Annotated in this window: 18 protein-coding genes; 16 read left to right on the top strand and 2 right to left on the bottom strand. The window is 43.4% G+C overall.

The window, feature by feature from the left end; all coding sequences use genetic code 11:
• Nucleotides 1-609 precede the first annotated feature (609 nt).
• The 11 genes from QUA16_RS30375 (at nt 610) to QUA16_RS30325 (ending at nt 12,656) form a co-directional block, all read left to right on the top strand.
• Complete coding sequence (locus tag QUA16_RS30375) at nt 610-1,440, top strand: DUF4231 domain-containing protein (protein ID WP_333181585.1); 831 nt, start codon at nt 610-612, stop codon at nt 1,438-1,440.
• A 401-nt stretch (nt 1,441-1,841) separates the two neighbouring features.
• Nucleotides 1,842-3,185, top strand: a complete 1,344-nt coding sequence (gene gor, locus QUA16_RS30370) for a glutathione-disulfide reductase (protein ID WP_333107913.1) — start codon at nt 1,842-1,844, stop codon at nt 3,183-3,185.
• A 373-nt stretch (nt 3,186-3,558) separates the two neighbouring features.
• A complete protein-coding gene (locus QUA16_RS30365; protein WP_333107912.1) occupies nt 3,559-4,191 on the top strand; it encodes an opioid growth factor receptor-related protein in 633 nt (210 codons plus the stop codon).
• A 55-nt stretch (nt 4,192-4,246) separates the two neighbouring features.
• Nucleotides 4,247-5,209 carry a MoxR family ATPase gene (locus tag QUA16_RS30360; RefSeq protein WP_333107911.1) on the top strand — a complete coding sequence of 321 codons (963 nt, stop codon included), beginning with the start codon at nt 4,247-4,249 and terminating at the stop codon, nt 5,207-5,209.
• A 3-nt stretch (nt 5,210-5,212) separates the two neighbouring features.
• On the top strand, nt 5,213-6,565 hold the full coding sequence (locus tag QUA16_RS30355; protein WP_333107910.1) for a DUF58 domain-containing protein: 1,353 nt from the start codon (nt 5,213-5,215) through the stop codon (nt 6,563-6,565).
• Nucleotides 6,562-8,613 carry a transglutaminase domain-containing protein gene (locus QUA16_RS30350; protein WP_333181583.1) on the top strand — a complete coding sequence of 684 codons (2,052 nt, stop codon included), beginning with the start codon at nt 6,562-6,564 and terminating at the stop codon, nt 8,611-8,613. Before QUA16_RS30355 ends, QUA16_RS30350 begins: the two co-directional genes overlap by 4 nt.
• Nucleotides 8,614-8,998: 385 nt before the next feature.
• A complete protein-coding gene (locus QUA16_RS30345) occupies nt 8,999-9,589 on the top strand; it encodes a sigma-70 family RNA polymerase sigma factor (RefSeq protein WP_333107917.1) in 591 nt (196 codons plus the stop codon).
• A complete protein-coding gene (locus tag QUA16_RS30340) occupies nt 9,586-10,032 on the top strand; it encodes a hypothetical protein (RefSeq protein WP_333107908.1) in 447 nt (148 codons plus the stop codon). Before QUA16_RS30345 ends, QUA16_RS30340 begins: the two co-directional genes overlap by 4 nt.
• Nucleotides 10,033-10,051: 19 nt before the next feature.
• Nucleotides 10,052-10,537, top strand: a complete 486-nt coding sequence (locus tag QUA16_RS30335; protein ID WP_333107907.1) for a Spy/CpxP family protein refolding chaperone — start codon at nt 10,052-10,054, stop codon at nt 10,535-10,537.
• A gap of 686 nt (nt 10,538-11,223) precedes the next feature.
• Nucleotides 11,224-11,916, top strand: a complete 693-nt coding sequence (locus QUA16_RS30330) for a YqiA/YcfP family alpha/beta fold hydrolase (protein WP_333107906.1) — start codon at nt 11,224-11,226, stop codon at nt 11,914-11,916.
• Between the two features lie 32 nt (nt 11,917-11,948).
• Nucleotides 11,949-12,656, top strand: coding sequence for an ROK family protein (locus QUA16_RS30325; RefSeq protein ID WP_333107905.1), 708 nt, complete (start codon nt 11,949-11,951; stop codon nt 12,654-12,656).
• A gap of 157 nt (nt 12,657-12,813) precedes the next feature.
• Here the strand turns inward: QUA16_RS30325 and QUA16_RS30320 are convergent, their stop codons facing one another.
• The gene (locus QUA16_RS30320; protein WP_333107904.1) at nt 12,814-13,098 is read right to left on the bottom strand and encodes a WGxxGxxG family protein; all 285 of its coding nucleotides are present in this window, start codon (nt 13,096-13,098) and stop codon (nt 12,814-12,816) included.
• 182 nt (nt 13,099-13,280) lie between these two features.
• Here QUA16_RS30320 and QUA16_RS30315 point away from each other — a divergent pair, with 182 nt between their 5' ends.
• The 3 genes from QUA16_RS30315 (at nt 13,281) to QUA16_RS30305 (ending at nt 15,628) form a co-directional block, all read left to right on the top strand.
• Nucleotides 13,281-14,468, top strand: a complete 1,188-nt coding sequence (locus QUA16_RS30315) for a histidinol-phosphate transaminase (protein ID WP_333107903.1) — start codon at nt 13,281-13,283, stop codon at nt 14,466-14,468.
• Between the two features lie 53 nt (nt 14,469-14,521).
• Nucleotides 14,522-14,917: a VOC family protein gene (locus tag QUA16_RS30310; RefSeq protein WP_333107902.1), complete on the top strand. Its 396-nt coding sequence runs from the start codon at nt 14,522-14,524 to the stop codon at nt 14,915-14,917.
• A 168-nt stretch (nt 14,918-15,085) separates the two neighbouring features.
• The gene (locus tag QUA16_RS30305) at nt 15,086-15,628 is read left to right on the top strand and encodes an REP-associated tyrosine transposase (RefSeq protein ID WP_333107916.1); all 543 of its coding nucleotides are present in this window, start codon (nt 15,086-15,088) and stop codon (nt 15,626-15,628) included.
• A gap of 130 nt (nt 15,629-15,758) precedes the next feature.
• On the opposite strand, the gene QUA16_RS30300 is transcribed toward QUA16_RS30305, so the two are convergent.
• On the bottom strand, nt 15,759-16,331 hold the full coding sequence (locus QUA16_RS30300) for a hypothetical protein (protein ID WP_333107901.1): 573 nt from the start codon (nt 16,329-16,331) through the stop codon (nt 15,759-15,761).
• A gap of 58 nt (nt 16,332-16,389) precedes the next feature.
• On the opposite strand from QUA16_RS30300, the gene QUA16_RS30295 reads away from it, so the two are divergent.
• A complete protein-coding gene (locus tag QUA16_RS30295; protein ID WP_333107915.1) occupies nt 16,390-16,815 on the top strand; it encodes a DUF2358 domain-containing protein in 426 nt (141 codons plus the stop codon).
• A 165-nt stretch (nt 16,816-16,980) separates the two neighbouring features.
• Complete coding sequence (locus QUA16_RS30290; RefSeq protein ID WP_333107900.1) at nt 16,981-17,394, top strand: fasciclin domain-containing protein; 414 nt, start codon at nt 16,981-16,983, stop codon at nt 17,392-17,394.
• Nucleotides 17,395-17,524: the final 130 nt, after the last annotated feature.

Here is a 17,524-nt window from a genome sequence, read left to right as displayed (position 1 = left end):
CCTAATATCTCTGATAACCTACTACACCCTCCCAACTTTGGCTCTGACATCAATGCAGGAGGTGTAAGTGTCTATATGACATTGTGCTGTCGAGGGTTTAGTTATTTTTCTCATTGTCCGATACCTAAAAAGTTAGACGACCCATATTTATCACTGCATTGTTTGGTTATTTTGTCAATGCGTGAGTCCTAAAATCTATACTATTTATGCACTGACCGAAAGCATCCAGGATACAAGTCCCCGGATTCATGCGTCCAGAAATAAAAAACCTGTATCCGATAAACTTGCCTCCGAATTTATCCGTGGGGTCAATGCTAAAATCTAAAATCTAAAATCTAAAATCTAAAATCGATTGACTCTCTCTTTAGGGTGCTTATGGCAACCACTGTCAAAATACGATCGCCCTGCTTTACCTCATCCTACCCGTTGGCGATGACCAATAAACCGAGTTTATTGGTCATCTACTGTTATACAAGGAATATTTAACGATCGCCATCAACAACTTTTCAAGGGTTTCAGGGCCTTCTTCACCAAGTTGACAGGGCTTGGGTGAAATAGACACCCAAATAGGCTAAACTTGTGTCCGATCGCCAAACAGACTACAAACCAATGACTACTTCTGCGGATACAAACCAGACCGAGATTTCCAATACAGTCTCATCAAGTCCACAAATGTTATCTTTCCTGAAAATTGTTGAGTATTTATCCATAGCCGCTTTTGTGGGTGCGTGCCTCCTTACCAGAGTTTTTCCAGACAATCAACTTATCGTTATTTTGGGATCTGTTTTTCTCTCTAGTTTTATTTTTCTCTTCCTGGCCAATAGGCAATTGGCTCAAAACTCTAGGAATAATGCTAATCAGTTAGAAATCAGAAGAAAAGCGGAACTATATAATTACCTCTTAAACCCGAATAATGTTTCGGATAACAATTCGATTACCCCGGTGAGAGAAAAGGCTTTACGATATTGCCAGGAGTTGATTGACGACTATAAAAACACCAGAGAGACTTCGAGAAATATTTACTATACTTTCCAGTTGGCAACCGTGATTTTCTCGGGAGTCACACCAATTTTAGTATTGGTAGACAAATTGGAACCAGGTCAATCTTTGCTCAAGTGGCTGCCCGTAATTTGTCCCGCTGTCGCCTCGATAGTCGCCAGTATAGTTACCTCCTTTCCTTTTCAGGAGAATTGGATTTCTGCTAACACGGCTGTGGAATTGTTAGAAGCGGAACAGGAGAAATTTGTATTAGGAGTGACTCCAGCTTATCGTTGCTATGATGTAGCCGACGCAGCCCAACATCAACAAATGACAAAAATGGCAATCGAAAACTTTATCAATCAGGTGAATGAGATTCATCTCAAGCAAATCCAAAAACCAGATGATACAGCGTCAAAGGATCAGAATACAGACCCAGCTCAATCTACCGAGTCAAAGTAGGGGCCGAGTTAACGAATCTGACAATACCAGTAAGCAGGTAGGGTTGAGTGAGGGGGAGCATCTCACTTTTTCAGCCAAGCTAGAAATAGGAGTTTTGAGGCAGGAGGCAGGAGGCAGAAGGCAGCAGGAAAGAGGAAGAAGGAGGGAGCTAGAAGAAGTTTTTTTACAAATATGAGATGCTCCCGAGTGAGGCCACCTGCTCTTATACGGCTAAACTTTTCATCACAGATGGCATTTTGGGGCTATCCTATAACCAAATATCGGCTAGTCCCCCGTTTTTTTCCCCCTCAATTAGCTATGTATGTAGCGATCGGAAGTTCTTAAAGGCAAAATTTTTGAGCTATCATTAAGAAAATTTAAGCGTAAACTTGGTAAGTTGGAGATTTTAGGTAAACACAATTATGACATACGACTACGACTTGTTTGTGATAGGTGCGGGTTCCGGCGGATTGGCGAGTTCCAAGCGAGCAGCATCCTACGGCGCAAAAGTGGCGATCGCCGAAAATGACTTAGTAGGCGGAACCTGCGTAATTCGCGGCTGTGTCCCGAAAAAACTCATGGTGTACGCATCAACATTTTCGCACCTTTACGAAGATGCGGTGGGCTACGGTTGGAGTGCAGTCGAAAGCAGCTTTGATTGGGAAAAACTCGTCACCACGGTAGACACAGAAGTGCGCCGACTCAGCAAACTGCACATCAGCTTTCTTGAAAAAGCCGGAGTCGAATTAATCTCAGGATACGCCAAATTTATTGACCCCCATACCGTCGAAGTTTGTGACAAAAAAATTACCGCAGCTAAAATCTTAATTGCAGTGGGCGGAGAAGCGCAAAGAGTCCCAATTATCGGCATCGAACACGCGATTACCTCTCGCGAAATCTTCCTACTAAAAGAGCAGCCAAAACGGTTGGCAATTTGGGGAGGAGGCTACATCGGCGTCGAATTTGCTTGCATTATGAACGGGTTGGGAAGCCAAGTAACTCAAATCATCCGCCGTGACTTAATTTTGAACGAATTTGACACAGAAATTCGCACCAACGTGCAAGAAGGAATGATTAAGCACGGCATAAACATTTTGACAGAAAGCTCGATCAACCACATTGAGAAAACCCCAGAAGGCTTAAAATTAACTCTGTCGGGAACATCCGAAGGAACGCTAATAGTAGATGCGCTGTTGTGCGCTACCGGGCGCAAACCCAACTTGGAAAAATTGGCTTTAGAAAATGCGGGAGTAGAAACAGATAAAGGTGCGATCGCAGTTACCAAAGACAGCCGCACGAGTCAGCCGCACATTTTTGCCGTGGGAGATTGCACCAACCGCATCAATTTAACGCCAATTGCGATCGCGGAAGGACGCGCTTTTGCAGATACTGAATTTGGCAACAATCCGAGAGCAATTACTCACGAAAATGTCCCGTCAGCGGTATTTTCCCAGCCGGAAGCGGCTACAGTCGGCTTAACAGAAAGCCAAGCCCGAGCAAAGTTTCCCGACTCAATTAAGTGCTACACAGCCAAGTTTAGGCCGATGTTTCACGCTTTGACAGGTGCAGATGAGAAAACTTTTGTCAAGTTAATCGTTGAGACTAATACTGACAGAGTTTTGGGCGTGCACATGGTTGGGAAAGACGCGGGGGAGATTATTCAAGGAATGGCGATCGCTGTTAATATGGGAGCTACCAAGAAAGACTTTGACGCGACTATTGGCATTCACCCCTCGACTGCTGAAGAGTTTGTTACTTTGCGGTAAAGCGGGCGCAGCCGCCAGGGGTTTAAACCCCTGGCTAATAGCTAAAGTCGGTTAAAAATGAGATTTTGCACCATTCTCAATAATCCTTTTTTGGGCGGGCTAGAAGCCCAACCCCTACTCCCCACAAGAAAATCTACTCTTTGTGGAACAGGCATCTTGCCTGTTCATAAAAGGCTAATTGACAATGGTGAAACAATTGCACCATTCTCAATAATCCTTTTTTGGGCGGGCTAGAAGCCCAACCCCTACTCCCCACAAGAAAATCTACTCTTTGTGGAACAGGCATCTTGCCTGTTCATAAAAGGCTAATTGACAATGGTGCAACATATGAGTTAAAACCGACTCAAGAAAATTATTTTGAAGAACAGGCAGGATGCCTGTTCCACACAAAGATTTAATTTTATGGTTGTGGGGAGTAGGGTTGGGCGTCCCGCCCAAAAATACAATTGAGATACAAAACAGCTTATTAATGAGTAATTCAACCCAACAAAACAAAATTTTAGCATTCTATCTCGGTCAACAGCCTGATTCACAATGTCGGGCGATCGAGGATATTTGGTCGTGGGATTACCAGAAGCTGGAATCCGTGCACAATTACATTCAATGGCTGTTTCCGCTGAGAGAAAAGAGCCGCTTTAATTCCAGTGCTCCTACTTTAAATGATGAGGTGATTCAAGCTTTTAGAACAAGTGAAGAGTTGAGAAGTCGCTTAGTCAAATCTCTAAAAGTCATGCTGGCGTTTTACGGGTTAAAATGCCGCGAAGAGGAAAACGCAGAAATTGTAATTGCCAAATCCGAGGAATATTTGTCAAGAAAAAGAGAGTGGATTGACCAATTTAATCACAACTACCTGCGGCTGACTAGGATTCTCACAAGTTTGACAGAGTTGGGATTGAAAAATTACGCTTTGGCTCTTTTCAGGTGTTTGGATGATATCTATAACGAAAACAAAGAAAGTATTGGTTTAAAAACTTATACATATTGGAAAAATGCTGTAAATAGTTAAATCTAGCGAAGCCAATCAGCGGGACATTAACCGAACGCTACGAACACAATAAATAATGGATAAAGCAATTACAGAAAATCACGCTAAGTCGGGCAGAGAAATTTATCACAGGATTTCCAACAACATTCAAAAAGTGGTGAAAGGGCAATCAGCAGCAATCAGGAAATTGCTGTCAGCCTTTGTGAGTGGCGGTCACGTCCTCCTAGAAGATTATCCCGGTACAGGTAAAACTACCCTAGCTAAAGCCCTCGCCTTATCTGTCGATGTCAGCTTTAAACGCATTCAGTTTACACCTGACCTTTTGCCATCGGATATCTTGGGCATATCCATGCTCGACCCCAATCAACGCACATTCCATTTCCACGAAGGGCCTATTTTTGCTAATATTGTCTTGGCTGACGAAATCAATCGGTCATCACCGCGAACCCAATCCGCCCTCCTAGAAGCAATGGCCGAATTTCAAGTCAGCATTGACGGAAATTTGCACAAACTTAAAGACCCATTTTTTGTCATTGCTACTCAAAATCCAGTAGAATCTCGTGGCACTTATCCACTTCCTGAAGCCCAAATGGATCGCTTTGCCGTTCAATTTAGTCTAGGATACATCTCGCCAGAAGACGAAGTTAACCTGCTCGGAGACCAAATCCATCAACATCCTATTGATACACTTCAAACCTGCGTTAATTTAGAGGATTTAATTAGCTTAAAACAGCAGGTAAAGCAAGTTAGAATTAGTGAAGAATTGAAACGTTACCTCGTAGATATCGTCAATGCAACTCGCTCAGCCGAAGGCGTACAACTAGGGGCGAGTCCCAGAGCTTCCATAGCTTTAATGAAAGTTGCTCAAGCATTAGCTTTGTTCGATGGCTATGAGTTTGTTACGCCAGAACATATTCAAGAACAGGCGGTATCAGTCATCGCTCATCGCCTAGTAATGGAACCTCAAGCGCGTTTTTCTGGCAGAATGGCCCCAGGTGTTGTTGAAGAAATTATCAAATCTATTCCTGTACCAGCCTAAAAAATGAAACGTTTTTTCTACGCTATTTTTCGCTTCTGTGCGCGTGTAAATCGCTCGCGAAAGAAGCGATTGACCAACAATGGGTTAGCAGTGCTTAGCTGCACGCTTTTAGCGGGAATTTTAGGATTAGATACTAATCAGACTGTGACTTATCAAATTTTTACTTTCCTGTTATCAATTATAGGAATAGCCATAATTTTTAGTAAATTTTTTCGCTTCCGCTTCAATGCAGTACGGTTCTTACCAAAGTTTGCAACAGTTGGAGTCACTTTAAAATACCGTATTCTCATTCATAACAAAACTAGCCACAGTCAAAATAACCTGAAATTGTGGGAAAATTTTGCCGACACATACCCAAGCTTTCAAGAATTTATAGAAACACCTGAACCCGGTGAAGAACAGCGCACTTCATTGGATAAATACTTCGGCTATTATCGTTGGCTGTGGCTGATTTCTAGAAAACAATGCGCCACAGCTAAAGCCATAGAATTGCCTCCTCTTCCACCCAATAGCAAAACAGAAGTGGTAGGTGAAATTACGCCGTCCTGCAGAGGTGTTATCCGCCTCAGTGGTCTAACAGTTACTAGGTCAGATCCTTTTGGGATTTGGAATGCTTGTAAAACAAATTCCTTGCCCCAATCTATGTTAATTTTACCCAAACTATATCATTTACCACCAATTCAGCTTCCTGGCTCCAGAAGATATCAATCAGGTGGCGTAACATTAGCTTCATCCGTAGGAGATTCCGAGGAATTTAGGTCTCTGCGGGATTATCGACCGGGAGATCCGCTACGCAAAATTCACTGGAAAAGTTGGGCAAAAGCAGGTAAGCCAATGGTCAAAGAAGAACAGGATGAATTTTTTGTGAGGCACGCCCTAATTTTGGATACATTTCAAAGTGTAAAATATAGTGAGATTTTAGAAGAGGCAATTTCAATTGCGGCTTCATTATCCTATGAAGTTCAGACTCAAGAATCCTTATTGGATTTGATGTTCGTTGTTCAAGAAGCTTATTGTTTTACCTTTGGTAGAGGGCTGAACTCTACTGATAAAATGCTAGAAATTATCGCCTCCGTCGGTGCCTGTCAGGATAAACTTTTTGACTCGCTCACCTCAGTTTTGATGGAAAAAATCTCTCTGCTAAGCGGTTGCATTTGTATATTTTTGTGTTGGGACGAACCTAGAAAAAGATTAGTAAATTATCTGAGAAGTCGCGGTATCCATACCTTAGTTTTAATTTTAACAGAGCGAGACGCTCAATTAGATAGCTTAAATTTAGAGTTGATTAAAGATGACTTAACAAGCTGCCATATTTTAAAGCTAGGTCAAATACAAGAGGGGTTAATGAAATTATGAAAATGCCAGTGTTTCTTTTGGGTGTTAGTGTAATTTTTTGGGGCTGGCAGACGGGACTATGGTTTTTTGCGTTCCCAATTGCTCTGATTTTAGAGGCAGCTAACTGGTGGCCTTATCAGTGGGATTTTTCAGCTAGTGATTTTAGGCGCATTGCTAATTTATGTCTGATTGTTTTGTGCTGTTTGCTGGTTTATCTCCTGGTCGCCAACCGCTCTATTTACTTGATATATAATTTGTTGCAGTGGCTTCCTGGTGTATTTTTTCCACTGGTAGCTGCTCAGGTATATTCTGTCAAGGAAAGTCTGGATATACGCCTAATGTTTTTGTGGCTAAACAAGGCCACAAAAAAAGCACCACTTAACCCCTTGATGGTGAATCTAAATTATCCATATTTTATCTGTTGTCTGCTATCCGCTAGTGCGACGAATAGTAGAGAGATATCTTTTTATGCTGGGATATTTGCATTAACAGCTATTGCTTTGTGGTCTGTGAGAACGAAAAGATTTTCATCTATTCTCTGGCTTTGTCTGATGTTAATTGCTGGCAGTATAGGATTTATAGGACAGATGGGTCTGCACCAACTTCACCTAGCAGTAGAACAGCAAGCAATCTCATGGCTTAGTAATGGGAATTCTCAAGAAACAGATTTTTTGAAAAAACAAACGAACATCGGGTCAGTGGGATTATTAAAACAGTCAAATGAAATTATTTTTAGAGTTGCTCCTGAAGCTAAACAGACTCCTCCCCGACTGCTAAGAGAAGCCACTTATAATCGCTACAACTCTTCACTGTGGCTCGCCTTAAATCCTAACTTTGTTCCCGTACAACCAAAGATTAATGGCACAACTTGGGATTTAGGCGACCAACTACCGAATCCATCAACGATTACTATTTCGGCTACACTCCCAGGCAACCAAGGTTTATTAAAGCTGCCCGATGGAACTTTTAAAATTGACGCATTGCCTGTCAGTCAGATGGAAAAGAATAAATATGGCACAATTAAAGTGGCGGGAAAAGTTGATAGGCTGGCTTATCGAAGCTACTTTAATAATAATTTTTCTGTAGATAGCCCACCTACAGCAGACGACCTGCAAATACCAAAATCAGAAATGGTGGCACTGAATAAAATCCTCAGCCAAATGGATATTCAAGGCCAGTCTCCACCACAAATATTAGATAAAATAGAGTGGTTTTTCCTAAAAAATTTCGTTTATTCACTGAAGCTTAGGGGCCAAGATAATGATGCTACGCCTCTATCAACATTTTTACTGAACACTCGCTCTGGACATTGTGAATATTTTGCTACTGCTGCGACACTTCTCCTGAGAAAACTCGGTATTCCAGCCCGTTATGCTGTTGGATATTCTGTTCACGAATTCAGTTCTTTGGAGAACCAATATATTGTAAGAAGTCGCCATGCTCATGCTTGGACTTTGGCTTATATCGCGGGAAAATGGCAAGCTTTTGATCCTACGCCTTCTGATTGGCAAAGCATGGAGGATGCTGCTGCTCCCCCAGGGGCATTTATCTCTGATTTATGGTCGCTATTGAGTTACAAAATTTTGCTGGGGTTGCGATATTTATCAGGTAGCAATGGATTGAAGTATGGGGGAGTCATCCTGCTGGGATTAATATTTTTTTGGAGGTTTAATCCTAATTTAAACAAAACTGCACGCCTTTTATCTAAGAAACAAAGCTGGCTAAAAGCTATTTATAACAAAGATTCGTTGAGTCCGAAATCGGAATTTTATTTAATCGAACAGGCGTTAAATGAGTCTGGATTGATTCGCCCTACTTCTGAGTCTTTTAAAAATTGGATCGAGATGTTAAAAAAAGAAAAACCGGAATTATATTGTCTCGAAGAGTTAGCATTGTTGATTGAAATTCATTATTGCGATCGCTTCGATCCAAAAGGAATTCAAGACGCACAAAAAGCTGAATTTAAATTGGCAATTCAATCCTGGATCGAGCAATATCGCAGGCAGGCGATCGCCTCAAACTCTCAGATTAATAAAAGCGGTAAGTCTACTATAGCTTTTCTCAGGTAGATGATGTACCGATTTAGATTTTAAATTGGGGGAGTGAGGACTTTTTAATTAATTCGTAAATTGCCCCATTATTCAATTATGCAATCTAAACTTGTACATCACTTAATTGAGAACCGCTATACATAGCTTTTCTCAATCACTTGTAAAAGTAACGCTTCTGGGGCGAGTCAGAGCGTCCATTTTCTCAACCAAGGCTCGGAATCTGGATTTGGGTTCCCAGGCTTTACACCTCGGAACCCGTTAATTACAGGAAAAATCAGGACACGGGAGTGCCGTTTCCCTACCTGCCGCCTCGTCGAAAAAAAATTTTAAATCCTTTGAACCTTTTTTGCGATCGCCCTGTCTAAACACTTCAGATAACGAACTGGTGGGGGAGACTTCACAGGTGTTAGCTGTGTCAGCCAATGTTTTAACCGATGACTGTTCCGACTCGGACTTAGTTGCTCAATGTTTAAAGGGCGATCGCACTTGCTTTCGCTACCTTTACAAACGCTACCAACACAAAGTCAGGTCAACCCTTTACCAACTCTGCGGCCCGTCGCTTCTTGACGATTTAGCGCAAGAAGTATTCCTGCGAGTCTGGAAAGGATTGCCCAAACTCAAGCACCAGGAAAACTTTTCTACTTGGCTTTATCGAATCACTTGGAATGTGGCTTCCGACCAAAGACAAGCATTTGCTAAACAGCATTCTTTTGACTCCCAGCTCAAAAATCAAGAAGTAATGAATGGGGTTATTCTCAAAGATAACACATCCGACCTGATGAAGTTGCACTATCAAGATTTAGTGCAGCGGGGACTGGAGCAATTGAGCTTTGAACACCGCAGCGTTTTGGTGCTGCACGACTTAGAAGACATTCCGCAAAAAGAAGTAGCCCAAATTTTGGGACTCCCTGCGGGAACCGTCAAATCTCGCGTGTTTTATGCCCGAAATGCTGTGCGGCAATTTTTGCAAAAAGAAGGTGTCAGCGAGCTATGAATAACCCAAGCAGCGACCAAGAGTTAGTTAATTTCTTGAAGCAACATCGCCCAAGTCTTCCTGAAGCTGCACCAGATTTAGAGCTAAAAATTTTAGCAGCAATAGAAAGTAATCAGGCGAGCGTTGTTAATGAAACCCACCGGGAAAAAACGCCAGTAACTACGTCACCTAAGTCTAATGACAGGTTAAAAGTATCATCTGTTTCTAAGTGGGCTGTGTCGTCTGCGATTGCTGCTGGTTTGCTAGTTCTTTGGTCTGGCTACCGTCCGTTTGAGACGGCACAATTGCCAGATGAGGAAACAGCTAAGTTAGAAGCATTTTTAGTCACTAACTGGGAGGGTGTCCTCCATGATTCTCCCCAAGAAAATATGATCAATCGCCCGCAAACAGACTGGTTGAATTTCCCAGTTTCCTCGGATAGCGAACCGCCAACAAATAACTAATCTCAAAGAGGTAATTTTCATGTCAATTCGTCGTATATCTGCCCTAGCCGTTTTAATGCTGACTCTCGGCAGCACAGCCGCAGCAATAGCAGTTCCCAATCCCCTAGAACCAGAAACAATTGCACAAAACCAGCGTCCCAATCGACCCGCTGGCAGGGAAGGTGGGATGTTCGAGAAACTTAATTTAAGCGCAGACCAAAAGCAGCAAATGCAGGCAGTGCGCGATCGCTACAAAGACCAAGTTTCCCAGCGAATGCAAGCAGTCCGCCAAGCCAGACAAGAATTGGAAACGATGATGTCCGGCAAGGAAAATGCCAGCCAAATACGCGACAAACACCGTCAAATAATGGGATTGAGGCAGCAGTTGGAAGAGGTGCAATTTGAAATTACACTCGCAATGCGAGAAGTTCTCACGGCCGAACAACGTAGCCAATTAGCTCAACTGATGCAGCAGCGCCGACAAAATGCTAAAAACCGGATGCAAAACCGTCAAAAAGCTCAGTAATTGACGAGTAGTTTTGAGTGAATCGCAGGGTGCACATTACCCACTCTGCGATTCATTGTAAGCAAGTATAAATCAATAAATACAGGCATTGAGAAACGCTGCTTTTCTGTAATCTACGCGATGGTTTTGTCTCTCCCTAAAAGCCATTTAAAAGCACAGCTATTTTAAGTCTATGCGATTGCTTTATCTTTTTATAAACCCTCTAATCCCAACAAACAATTTAAATGCGTGCGACTGCTTGATATGTTCCGAATATCAGTAGACCTCTTGCAAAAATAGCTGGGACGGGCAAGATGCCCGTCCCACAAAAAGTTTTTTCTTTTGTGGGATGGGCATCTTGCCCGTCCGAAAATTTGATCGAAAGGACTTTTGCAAGAAGTCTAGTATATAGCGGTTCTCAAGCGTGGTGAGGTATGCCCACGGAGGCCACGGAGGCCACGGAGGCCACGGAGGCCACGGAGGCCATGAGTACCTCATATGAGAGCTCGAAAGGCTATATATTTTCTTTGAGTTAGTGTCTGATTTTTTTTATAAGCTAATACGCATTTAAATTGCATGGGGCAATAAATTTTCCTTCTTGTGGGGTGGGCCGGAAAGCCCGCCCTCAACATACACTTTAAATGCACAACAGCTTAACTCATTTTAAGTTAAAATAATTAGTTGAGAAGTCTCATCAAAATTTCTGGATGAATCTACAGAACGATTCGAGTTACATTTATTTACACGGATTTGCTTCAAGTCCCGATTCCCTTAAGGCAAAATATTTCCGAGATAGCTTTTCTTCCCTAGGAATTGACCTAAAAACTCCCGATCTCAATCAAAACGATTTTTCGGGACTCACTCTCACCCGGCAATTAAACCAAATAGAAACAGAATTTTTGCCAAGCCAATCATCCCAATCTCCCACAGAAAATGTAAAAACTCTAGGGGGAGTCACCATAATTGGGTCGAGTTTTGGGGGACTGACAGCGGCTTGGTTGGCCCAGCGACAATTGTCAGTAAAACAAATAGTTTTGTTAGCACCGGCTTTTGACTTTATCTCCCACTGGCTGCCACTGTTGGGACAGCAACAGTTAGAAAAATGGCAGTCTGAGAAATATTTGCCCGTTTACCACTACGGCCAACAAGGTTATCTGCCGCTGAATTATCAGTTTGTGGCAGATATGGCTCAATACCCTGAACAAAAATTAATGCGCTCAGTGCCTACGTTAATTCTTCACGGCAAGCATGATACAATAATACCGATTCAAGCTAGCAGAGATTTTGCCGCTAACCGTCCCTGGGTGCAATTAATCGAATTAGAAGACGATCATTCTTTGGGAAATGTCCTAGCGGAAATGTGGGAAGCGATTCAAAAGTTTTGCCAATTCAAAAATTAAAATTTGACCAACTTGCAAGTCTTAAAAATCAAATGACTGAACAAGATCGATCGACTCGCACCCTAGCCGTTGACATTGGCGGAAGTGGCATCAAAGTTATGGTTTTGGACAATGAAGGCGAACCCCAAACGGAACGCAGCCGTTTAGAAACGCCTCAACCACCGAAACCGGAACCCGTACTAGAGGCGATCGCCTCTTTAGCAAGCGGACAAGGGGAATTTGACCGAGTATCCGTCGGTTTTCCAGGTGTCGTGCGTCTAGGCGTTATCAAAACCGCAGTGAATTTAGATCCGTCTTGGATAGATTTTGACCTAGAAACTACCCTCAAAGATCGCTTGGGAAAACCTGTGCGAGTGGCTAACGATGCCGATATTCAAGGATTGGGAGCAATTGCTGGGACGGGGGTAGAATTAGTAATTACCCTTGGCACCGGTTTTGGTTCTGCCTTATTTGTCGATGGTATCTTGGTGCCAAATCTAGAATTAGGACATCACCCGTTTCGCAAAGGGGAAACTTACGAACAGCAATTAGGGCGATCGGCATTAGATACAGTCGGTTCCAAAAGATGGAATCGCCGTCTGGAAAAAGCGCTCACCTATCTGCAAAATCTCTTTAACTGCGATCGCATTTACATCGGCGGCGGCAATACTAAAAAGATTGCTGTTGAGTTACCGCCACAGGTTAAAATAGTACCCAATGTGAGCGGTTTATTGGGCGGGATTGCTTTGTGGCGCGATTGAATAAACTTTGTGGCTAAAAGAGCCATCAATAATATCAAAGAAACCGGATTTTTTGGTTGGATTAAAGGCAATAATCCAGTCTTTAGGTAAAAAACCCGGTTTCTGAATCCACGACGGTTGATTGGGTTTTTGGCTGGTGCGATGGCAGTTTAAAAAATTATTCGCCCATCGGATCGCGGTAGCGTTTGGGTTCATCCTTGCGAAACAGATTCCCCAAACCGAGGATGCCCAACAAACCCAAAGCACCCCAATGATTGTTGTCGCGCTTGCTTTCTTGAAAGGGAGTTCTGTCTAGAACAACTCCATTAGACTCAGTATTGTTCTGTGCCGGAGCTGACTCGGTTTGAGCTGAGGCAGGCATAGCTGAAGGGAGAACAGCCAAACTCAAAGCTATGAGGGTAGCGGCGGCATTTTTAGATAGATCGGAAGGCTTGACTTTCATACTTGATTTCCACATATTAGCAGTTACTTTCTAAGAATAATCAAGTTGCCACAGCCGACGCATCAATCGATCGACAGAAACTAAATCCCCCTCTCCTCTTGCTTTCGAGATAGAACAAGCTCTATGCTAAGTTCAGATGCTTCTAAGCAGATAATCTAAAATAAAAAGTCGTAAATTATACCATGCTTCCCTTTATCCGAAAAGATTTAGCCGAACTTACCGCATACACTCCCCATCCGGGGGGCACATCAGGAGAATCAGCGCACTCGGAAAGTGCGATCGATCGCCTCGATACCAATGAATGCCCCTACGACTTGCCAGAAGAATTAAAAAAAAAGCTAGCTTGGACTTACCAGCAGTTAATTGAGACAAATCGCTATCCCGACGGAGGCCACGCAGCGCTCAAAGAGGCGATCGCCCAATACGTCAATGAATCCCTAAATGTCCCCCCCCTTAACAAGGGGGGGCTAGGGGGGGTTACAGTGCCAAAAACCGCCATTACAGCCGACAATATTTCTGTGGGCAACGGTTCCGACGAACTAATTAGATCCATCTTAATAGCTACTTGCTTGGGCGGCCAAGGCTCTATTTTGGTAGCGAATCCCACCTTTTCGATGTATGGAATAATCGCCCAAACCCTCGGCATTCCCGTTGTGAGTGTTCAGCGGAAAGAGGAGAATTTTGAAATCGATATCGAGGTGGCTAAAAGGGCGATAGCCCAAAATCAAAATCCCCCCGTGCGCGCAGTCTTTGTCGTTCACCCCAATTCGCCCACAGCCAATGCTTTGACAACCGATGAAATAGAATGGTTGTCAACTTTACCCCAAGAGATATTAGTAGTAATTGACGAAGCTTATTTTGAATTCAGCCAAAATACTTTAGCAGACCAATTGCACCAGCACCCGAATTGGATAATTTTACGCACATTTTCCAAAGCATTTCGGCTAGCATCAATGAGAGTCGGATATGCGATCGCCCATCCCGAACTCACAGCCGCCTTAGAAAAAATCCGTCTCCCCTACAACCTTCCCAGTTTCTCGCAAACCGCAGCCGAGTTGGCCCTAGCGCAGCGGCAGTTATTGCTAGCAACTATTCCAGAAACTCTATCAGAAAGAGCCAAATTAATTGCAGCGCTAACTCAGCATCAAAAATTGCAAGTTTGGCCGAGTGCGGCTAACTTCGTTTACCTGCGCGTGAAAGCCGGCGAGGGCGAATCTGCCGAACAGGAACACAAACAAATCATGCAGCAGCTAAAAGAGGGAGGTACTTTAATTAGGCATACTGGAGGAGGTTTGCGAATTACGGTGGGTAGCCCGGAGGAAAATCAGCGGACAGTCGATCGAATTGGAGAAATTTTTGACAACTCATAATATTCGGTCTCCAGTTTCTGCTTGACACAAAAATAACTTAGGAGAAGATATATATGCTTCAAGGAAAGGTTTTACGGGTTGCTCGTCCAACGGATTGCCTCGATCGAGTTGTTCATTTTTACACAGAGGGTTTAGGGCTGCAAATCCTCGATAGTTTTGAAAACCATGAAGGTTTTGACGGAGTAATGGTTGGGATGCCAGGAGAAAGCCACCACTTTGAATTTATCCATCAACGGGGACATATTGTAGGTGGCGCTCCAACTCAAGACAATCTTATCGTCTTTTACCTTCCTAACCAACAAGAATGGCAGCAGGCTGTTGAGCGAATGAAAGCAATGGGATTTGAGCCTGTAAACTCCTACAATCCCTACTGGGACAAAGATGGAGTGACCTTTCAAGACCCAGATGGCTATCGAGTCGTTTTGCAGAATGCCGAGTGGAGCTTGTAGCTGGTATTCTGTAGGTTGGGTTAAGCGATAGCGAACCCTACGCTTCGCTCTGCCAAACACCCAATTGATTAATAATGTTGGGTTTCGTTTCTCAACTCCACGGCTTATACAGAATGTTGGGTTTCGTGCCTCAACCCAACCTACACTATAAAAATCAGTGCTTAGCACATCCAGTATCGTCGTCTAAAAACTCCCGGAGCTACCTATTTTTTTACTATTGTTACGTATCAGCGCCAACGCTTATTTTCTGACCCCGAAATGGTAGAGCTGCTTCGCGCTGCATTCCGCAATGTTATAGGTGGATTTCCCTTTACAATTGATGCTATTGTTGTTTTACCAGATCATCTCCATTGTATTTGGACGCTGCCAGATCAAGATGCTAATTTTTCAACTCGCTGGCGATTGATCAAGAATTATTTCAGTCGTAATTGTCCTGAGCAATATAAACAAACTCGTTCAGTATCTCGTTTGAAAAAAGGTGAGCAAGCTATCTGGCAGAGGCGGTTTTGGGAGCATCAAATTAGAGATGAAGTGGATTTGGCAAATCATGTGGATTACATTCATTATAATCCGGTCAAGCATGGATTAGTTGCCGCACCACGGGATTGGGAATATTCCAGTTTTCATCGCTATGTGCAGGATGGTTCTTATTCAAGGGATTGGGGCGCGAATGTTCTGATCGAATGGGACAAGGAAGTTGGTCAGGAATGATGAATATTAATTTTGCAACAAATCTTGCGTAGGTTGGGTTGGAACGATAGTGGAAACCCAACATCAACATCGGTTGCGTTGGGTTTCGTTCCTCAACCCAACCTACGGCTAAAATGATGCAATAACATTTTTAATTATCAATCTGCCGTGCCGCCCGAAGGGTTTGGGGAAATACGCCTACTAAAAGTGCCAAAGCTTCATCGGGAATTTGTGCCACCGTTTCCGAATCCAAATATTGTTCAAACTGAGTTAAAACCATGTGTGCGCGTTCCAAAGCAGTAGGCTTTGCCGTTAACTGTTCCATTAACCGCACCCACTGTCGCCGAATTCCCAAAGCTTTCTGTATTTCTTCGGGAGATTGAGGGCAAACCAAACAAAAATCGCCCACGGGAATCGCCTGCTGAGAGTCAACATCAAAAGCGCCCCCAACGGCAGCCCCAGGCCCGGCAAACTCCGCGTGGAAACGTTTAATCAAAATTAGGCCGTTCCGGCGACGGCTATCTACCATCAACAGCTTGCCGCTGTTGATTTCTGCGAGAATGTCAGAGGAGTGGGGGTGTTCTGTCAAATCTGTGCCAAGGTTTCGATTTCGCAAGTCCGGGTCAGCAGAAAGGCCGAGGGGGACAATATAATTAGAGGTAAGATTAGAGCTGGTTGAAGTATCAATTTTTTTCTCCTCCCGCTGCCGATCGAGATTATTCATTTAAAGTCATAAATTAATACTGTCACAAGGTGGTAGTTTGAGCGCGATCGAATATCAAATGCAGGTAGAACAAGCAGTAGACACCCTGAAAGCGGATCTCCCGACGCTTTTTGAAAAAGACATCTCCTACGACATCTACACAAAAGATGTTTATTTTCAAGACCCTGTTAACAAATTTAAAGGAAAAATCAACTATCGCATTATCTTTTGGACTCTGCGATTTCACGGGCAGCTATTCTTTAACGAGATTTACTTCGACCTGCACGACGTAGGTCAGACAGCCCATGATACTATTGTGGCAAATTGGACAGTTCGCGGGACACTGCGGGTTCCCTGGAAAGCTCGGATTTTTTTTAACGGCTACTCTAGTTATAAACTGGATAAGGACGGCTTAATTTACGAACATATCGACACCTGGGACAGAGAGCCCGGAGAGATTTTAAAGCAATTTTTCCGCAAGGGAGAGGAGGCGACCCAAGTATAAGCCCAAAAGGTCGATCGCGCCTCGCCATCAGAGCCAGCAACCGAATTAACTTATAATGACTAAAATAATCATCATCCCTCCGATTCATTTTCTGCTATTTGTAAATTGCTAAAATGATTGTCGCCTCTGATTCATTTTCTGCTATTTGCACTCCTGAAAAACATCATGGCTGATATTGTCGAGACTGCCACCAATGCCGGCTCTTTCAAAACCCTCGTGACTGTTATTGAAGCGGCTGGTTTGTTAGATTTATTGCAAAGTCCGGGCCCCTACACCGTCTTAGCACCCACTGACGAGGCATTTGCCAAAATTCCTACGAACACTATTACGTCTTGGCTGGAAGACATACCCAAGCTCAAGAAAATTCTGACTTATCACATTCTGTTTGGCGAGGTACTAACTGAGAACTTGCTTGAGTTAAGTTCTGCTGAAACAGTGGAAGGTTCTGTGGTAGGAATTGATACTTCTGACGGACTTAAAGTGAATGATGCTAAAGTTCTCACTTCCAATATTCTTGCCGACAATGGCGTCATTCATATCATTGATGCGGTGCTAATACCAGCATTGGTTGCCGCATAATCAAACTTGCGGCCTCTCTAAATTTAGTAGGGTGCTTATGGGCGCACATTACATTTTAACCCACATTCCGCACCCCAACTGGCACATAGGCAGATTGAGGGGATAAAAGTGAATCATCCGAGATCGAGCG

Source organism: Microcoleus sp. S13_C3 (assembly GCF_036700905.1).
Lineage (GTDB): Bacteria > Cyanobacteriota > Cyanobacteriia > Cyanobacteriales > Microcoleaceae > Microcoleus.
Note: the sequence above shows the minus strand (reverse complement) of the source record. Positions and strands in the feature narration are given on the sequence as shown.

What these genes read in the sequence shown, in the direction of transcription:
- QUA16_RS30355 (WP_333107910.1), top strand. Translation starts at nt 5,213, where the DNA reads ATGAAACGTTTTTTCTACGCTATTTTTCGCTTCTGTGCGCGTGTAAAT.
- QUA16_RS30325 (WP_333107905.1), top strand. Translation starts at nt 11,949, where the DNA reads ATGACTGAACAAGATCGATCGACTCGCACCCTAGCCGTTGACATTGGC.
- QUA16_RS30315 (WP_333107903.1), top strand. Translation starts at nt 13,281, where the DNA reads ATGCTTCCCTTTATCCGAAAAGATTTAGCCGAACTTACCGCATACACT.
- QUA16_RS30335 (WP_333107907.1), top strand. Translation starts at nt 10,052, where the DNA reads ATGTCAATTCGTCGTATATCTGCCCTAGCCGTTTTAATGCTGACTCTC.
- QUA16_RS30360 (WP_333107911.1), top strand. Translation starts at nt 4,247, where the DNA reads ATGGATAAAGCAATTACAGAAAATCACGCTAAGTCGGGCAGAGAAATT.
- gor (WP_333107913.1), top strand. Translation starts at nt 1,842, where the DNA reads ATGACATACGACTACGACTTGTTTGTGATAGGTGCGGGTTCCGGCGGA.
- QUA16_RS30310 (WP_333107902.1), top strand. Translation starts at nt 14,522, where the DNA reads ATGCTTCAAGGAAAGGTTTTACGGGTTGCTCGTCCAACGGATTGCCTC.
- QUA16_RS30375 (WP_333181585.1), top strand. Translation starts at nt 610, where the DNA reads ATGACTACTTCTGCGGATACAAACCAGACCGAGATTTCCAATACAGTC.
- QUA16_RS30330 (WP_333107906.1), top strand. Translation starts at nt 11,224, where the DNA reads ATGAATCTACAGAACGATTCGAGTTACATTTATTTACACGGATTTGCT.
- QUA16_RS30300 (WP_333107901.1), bottom strand. Translation starts at nt 16,331, where the DNA reads ATGAATAATCTCGATCGGCAGCGGGAGGAGAAAAAAATTGATACTTCA.
- QUA16_RS30365 (WP_333107912.1), top strand. Translation starts at nt 3,559, where the DNA reads ATGCCTGTTCCACACAAAGATTTAATTTTATGGTTGTGGGGAGTAGGG.
- QUA16_RS30290 (WP_333107900.1), top strand. Translation starts at nt 16,981, where the DNA reads ATGGCTGATATTGTCGAGACTGCCACCAATGCCGGCTCTTTCAAAACC.
- QUA16_RS30340 (WP_333107908.1), top strand. Translation starts at nt 9,586, where the DNA reads ATGAATAACCCAAGCAGCGACCAAGAGTTAGTTAATTTCTTGAAGCAA.
- QUA16_RS30320 (WP_333107904.1), bottom strand. Translation starts at nt 13,098, where the DNA reads ATGAAAGTCAAGCCTTCCGATCTATCTAAAAATGCCGCCGCTACCCTC.
- QUA16_RS30295 (WP_333107915.1), top strand. Translation starts at nt 16,390, where the DNA reads ATGCAGGTAGAACAAGCAGTAGACACCCTGAAAGCGGATCTCCCGACG.
- QUA16_RS30350 (WP_333181583.1), top strand. Translation starts at nt 6,562, where the DNA reads ATGAAAATGCCAGTGTTTCTTTTGGGTGTTAGTGTAATTTTTTGGGGC.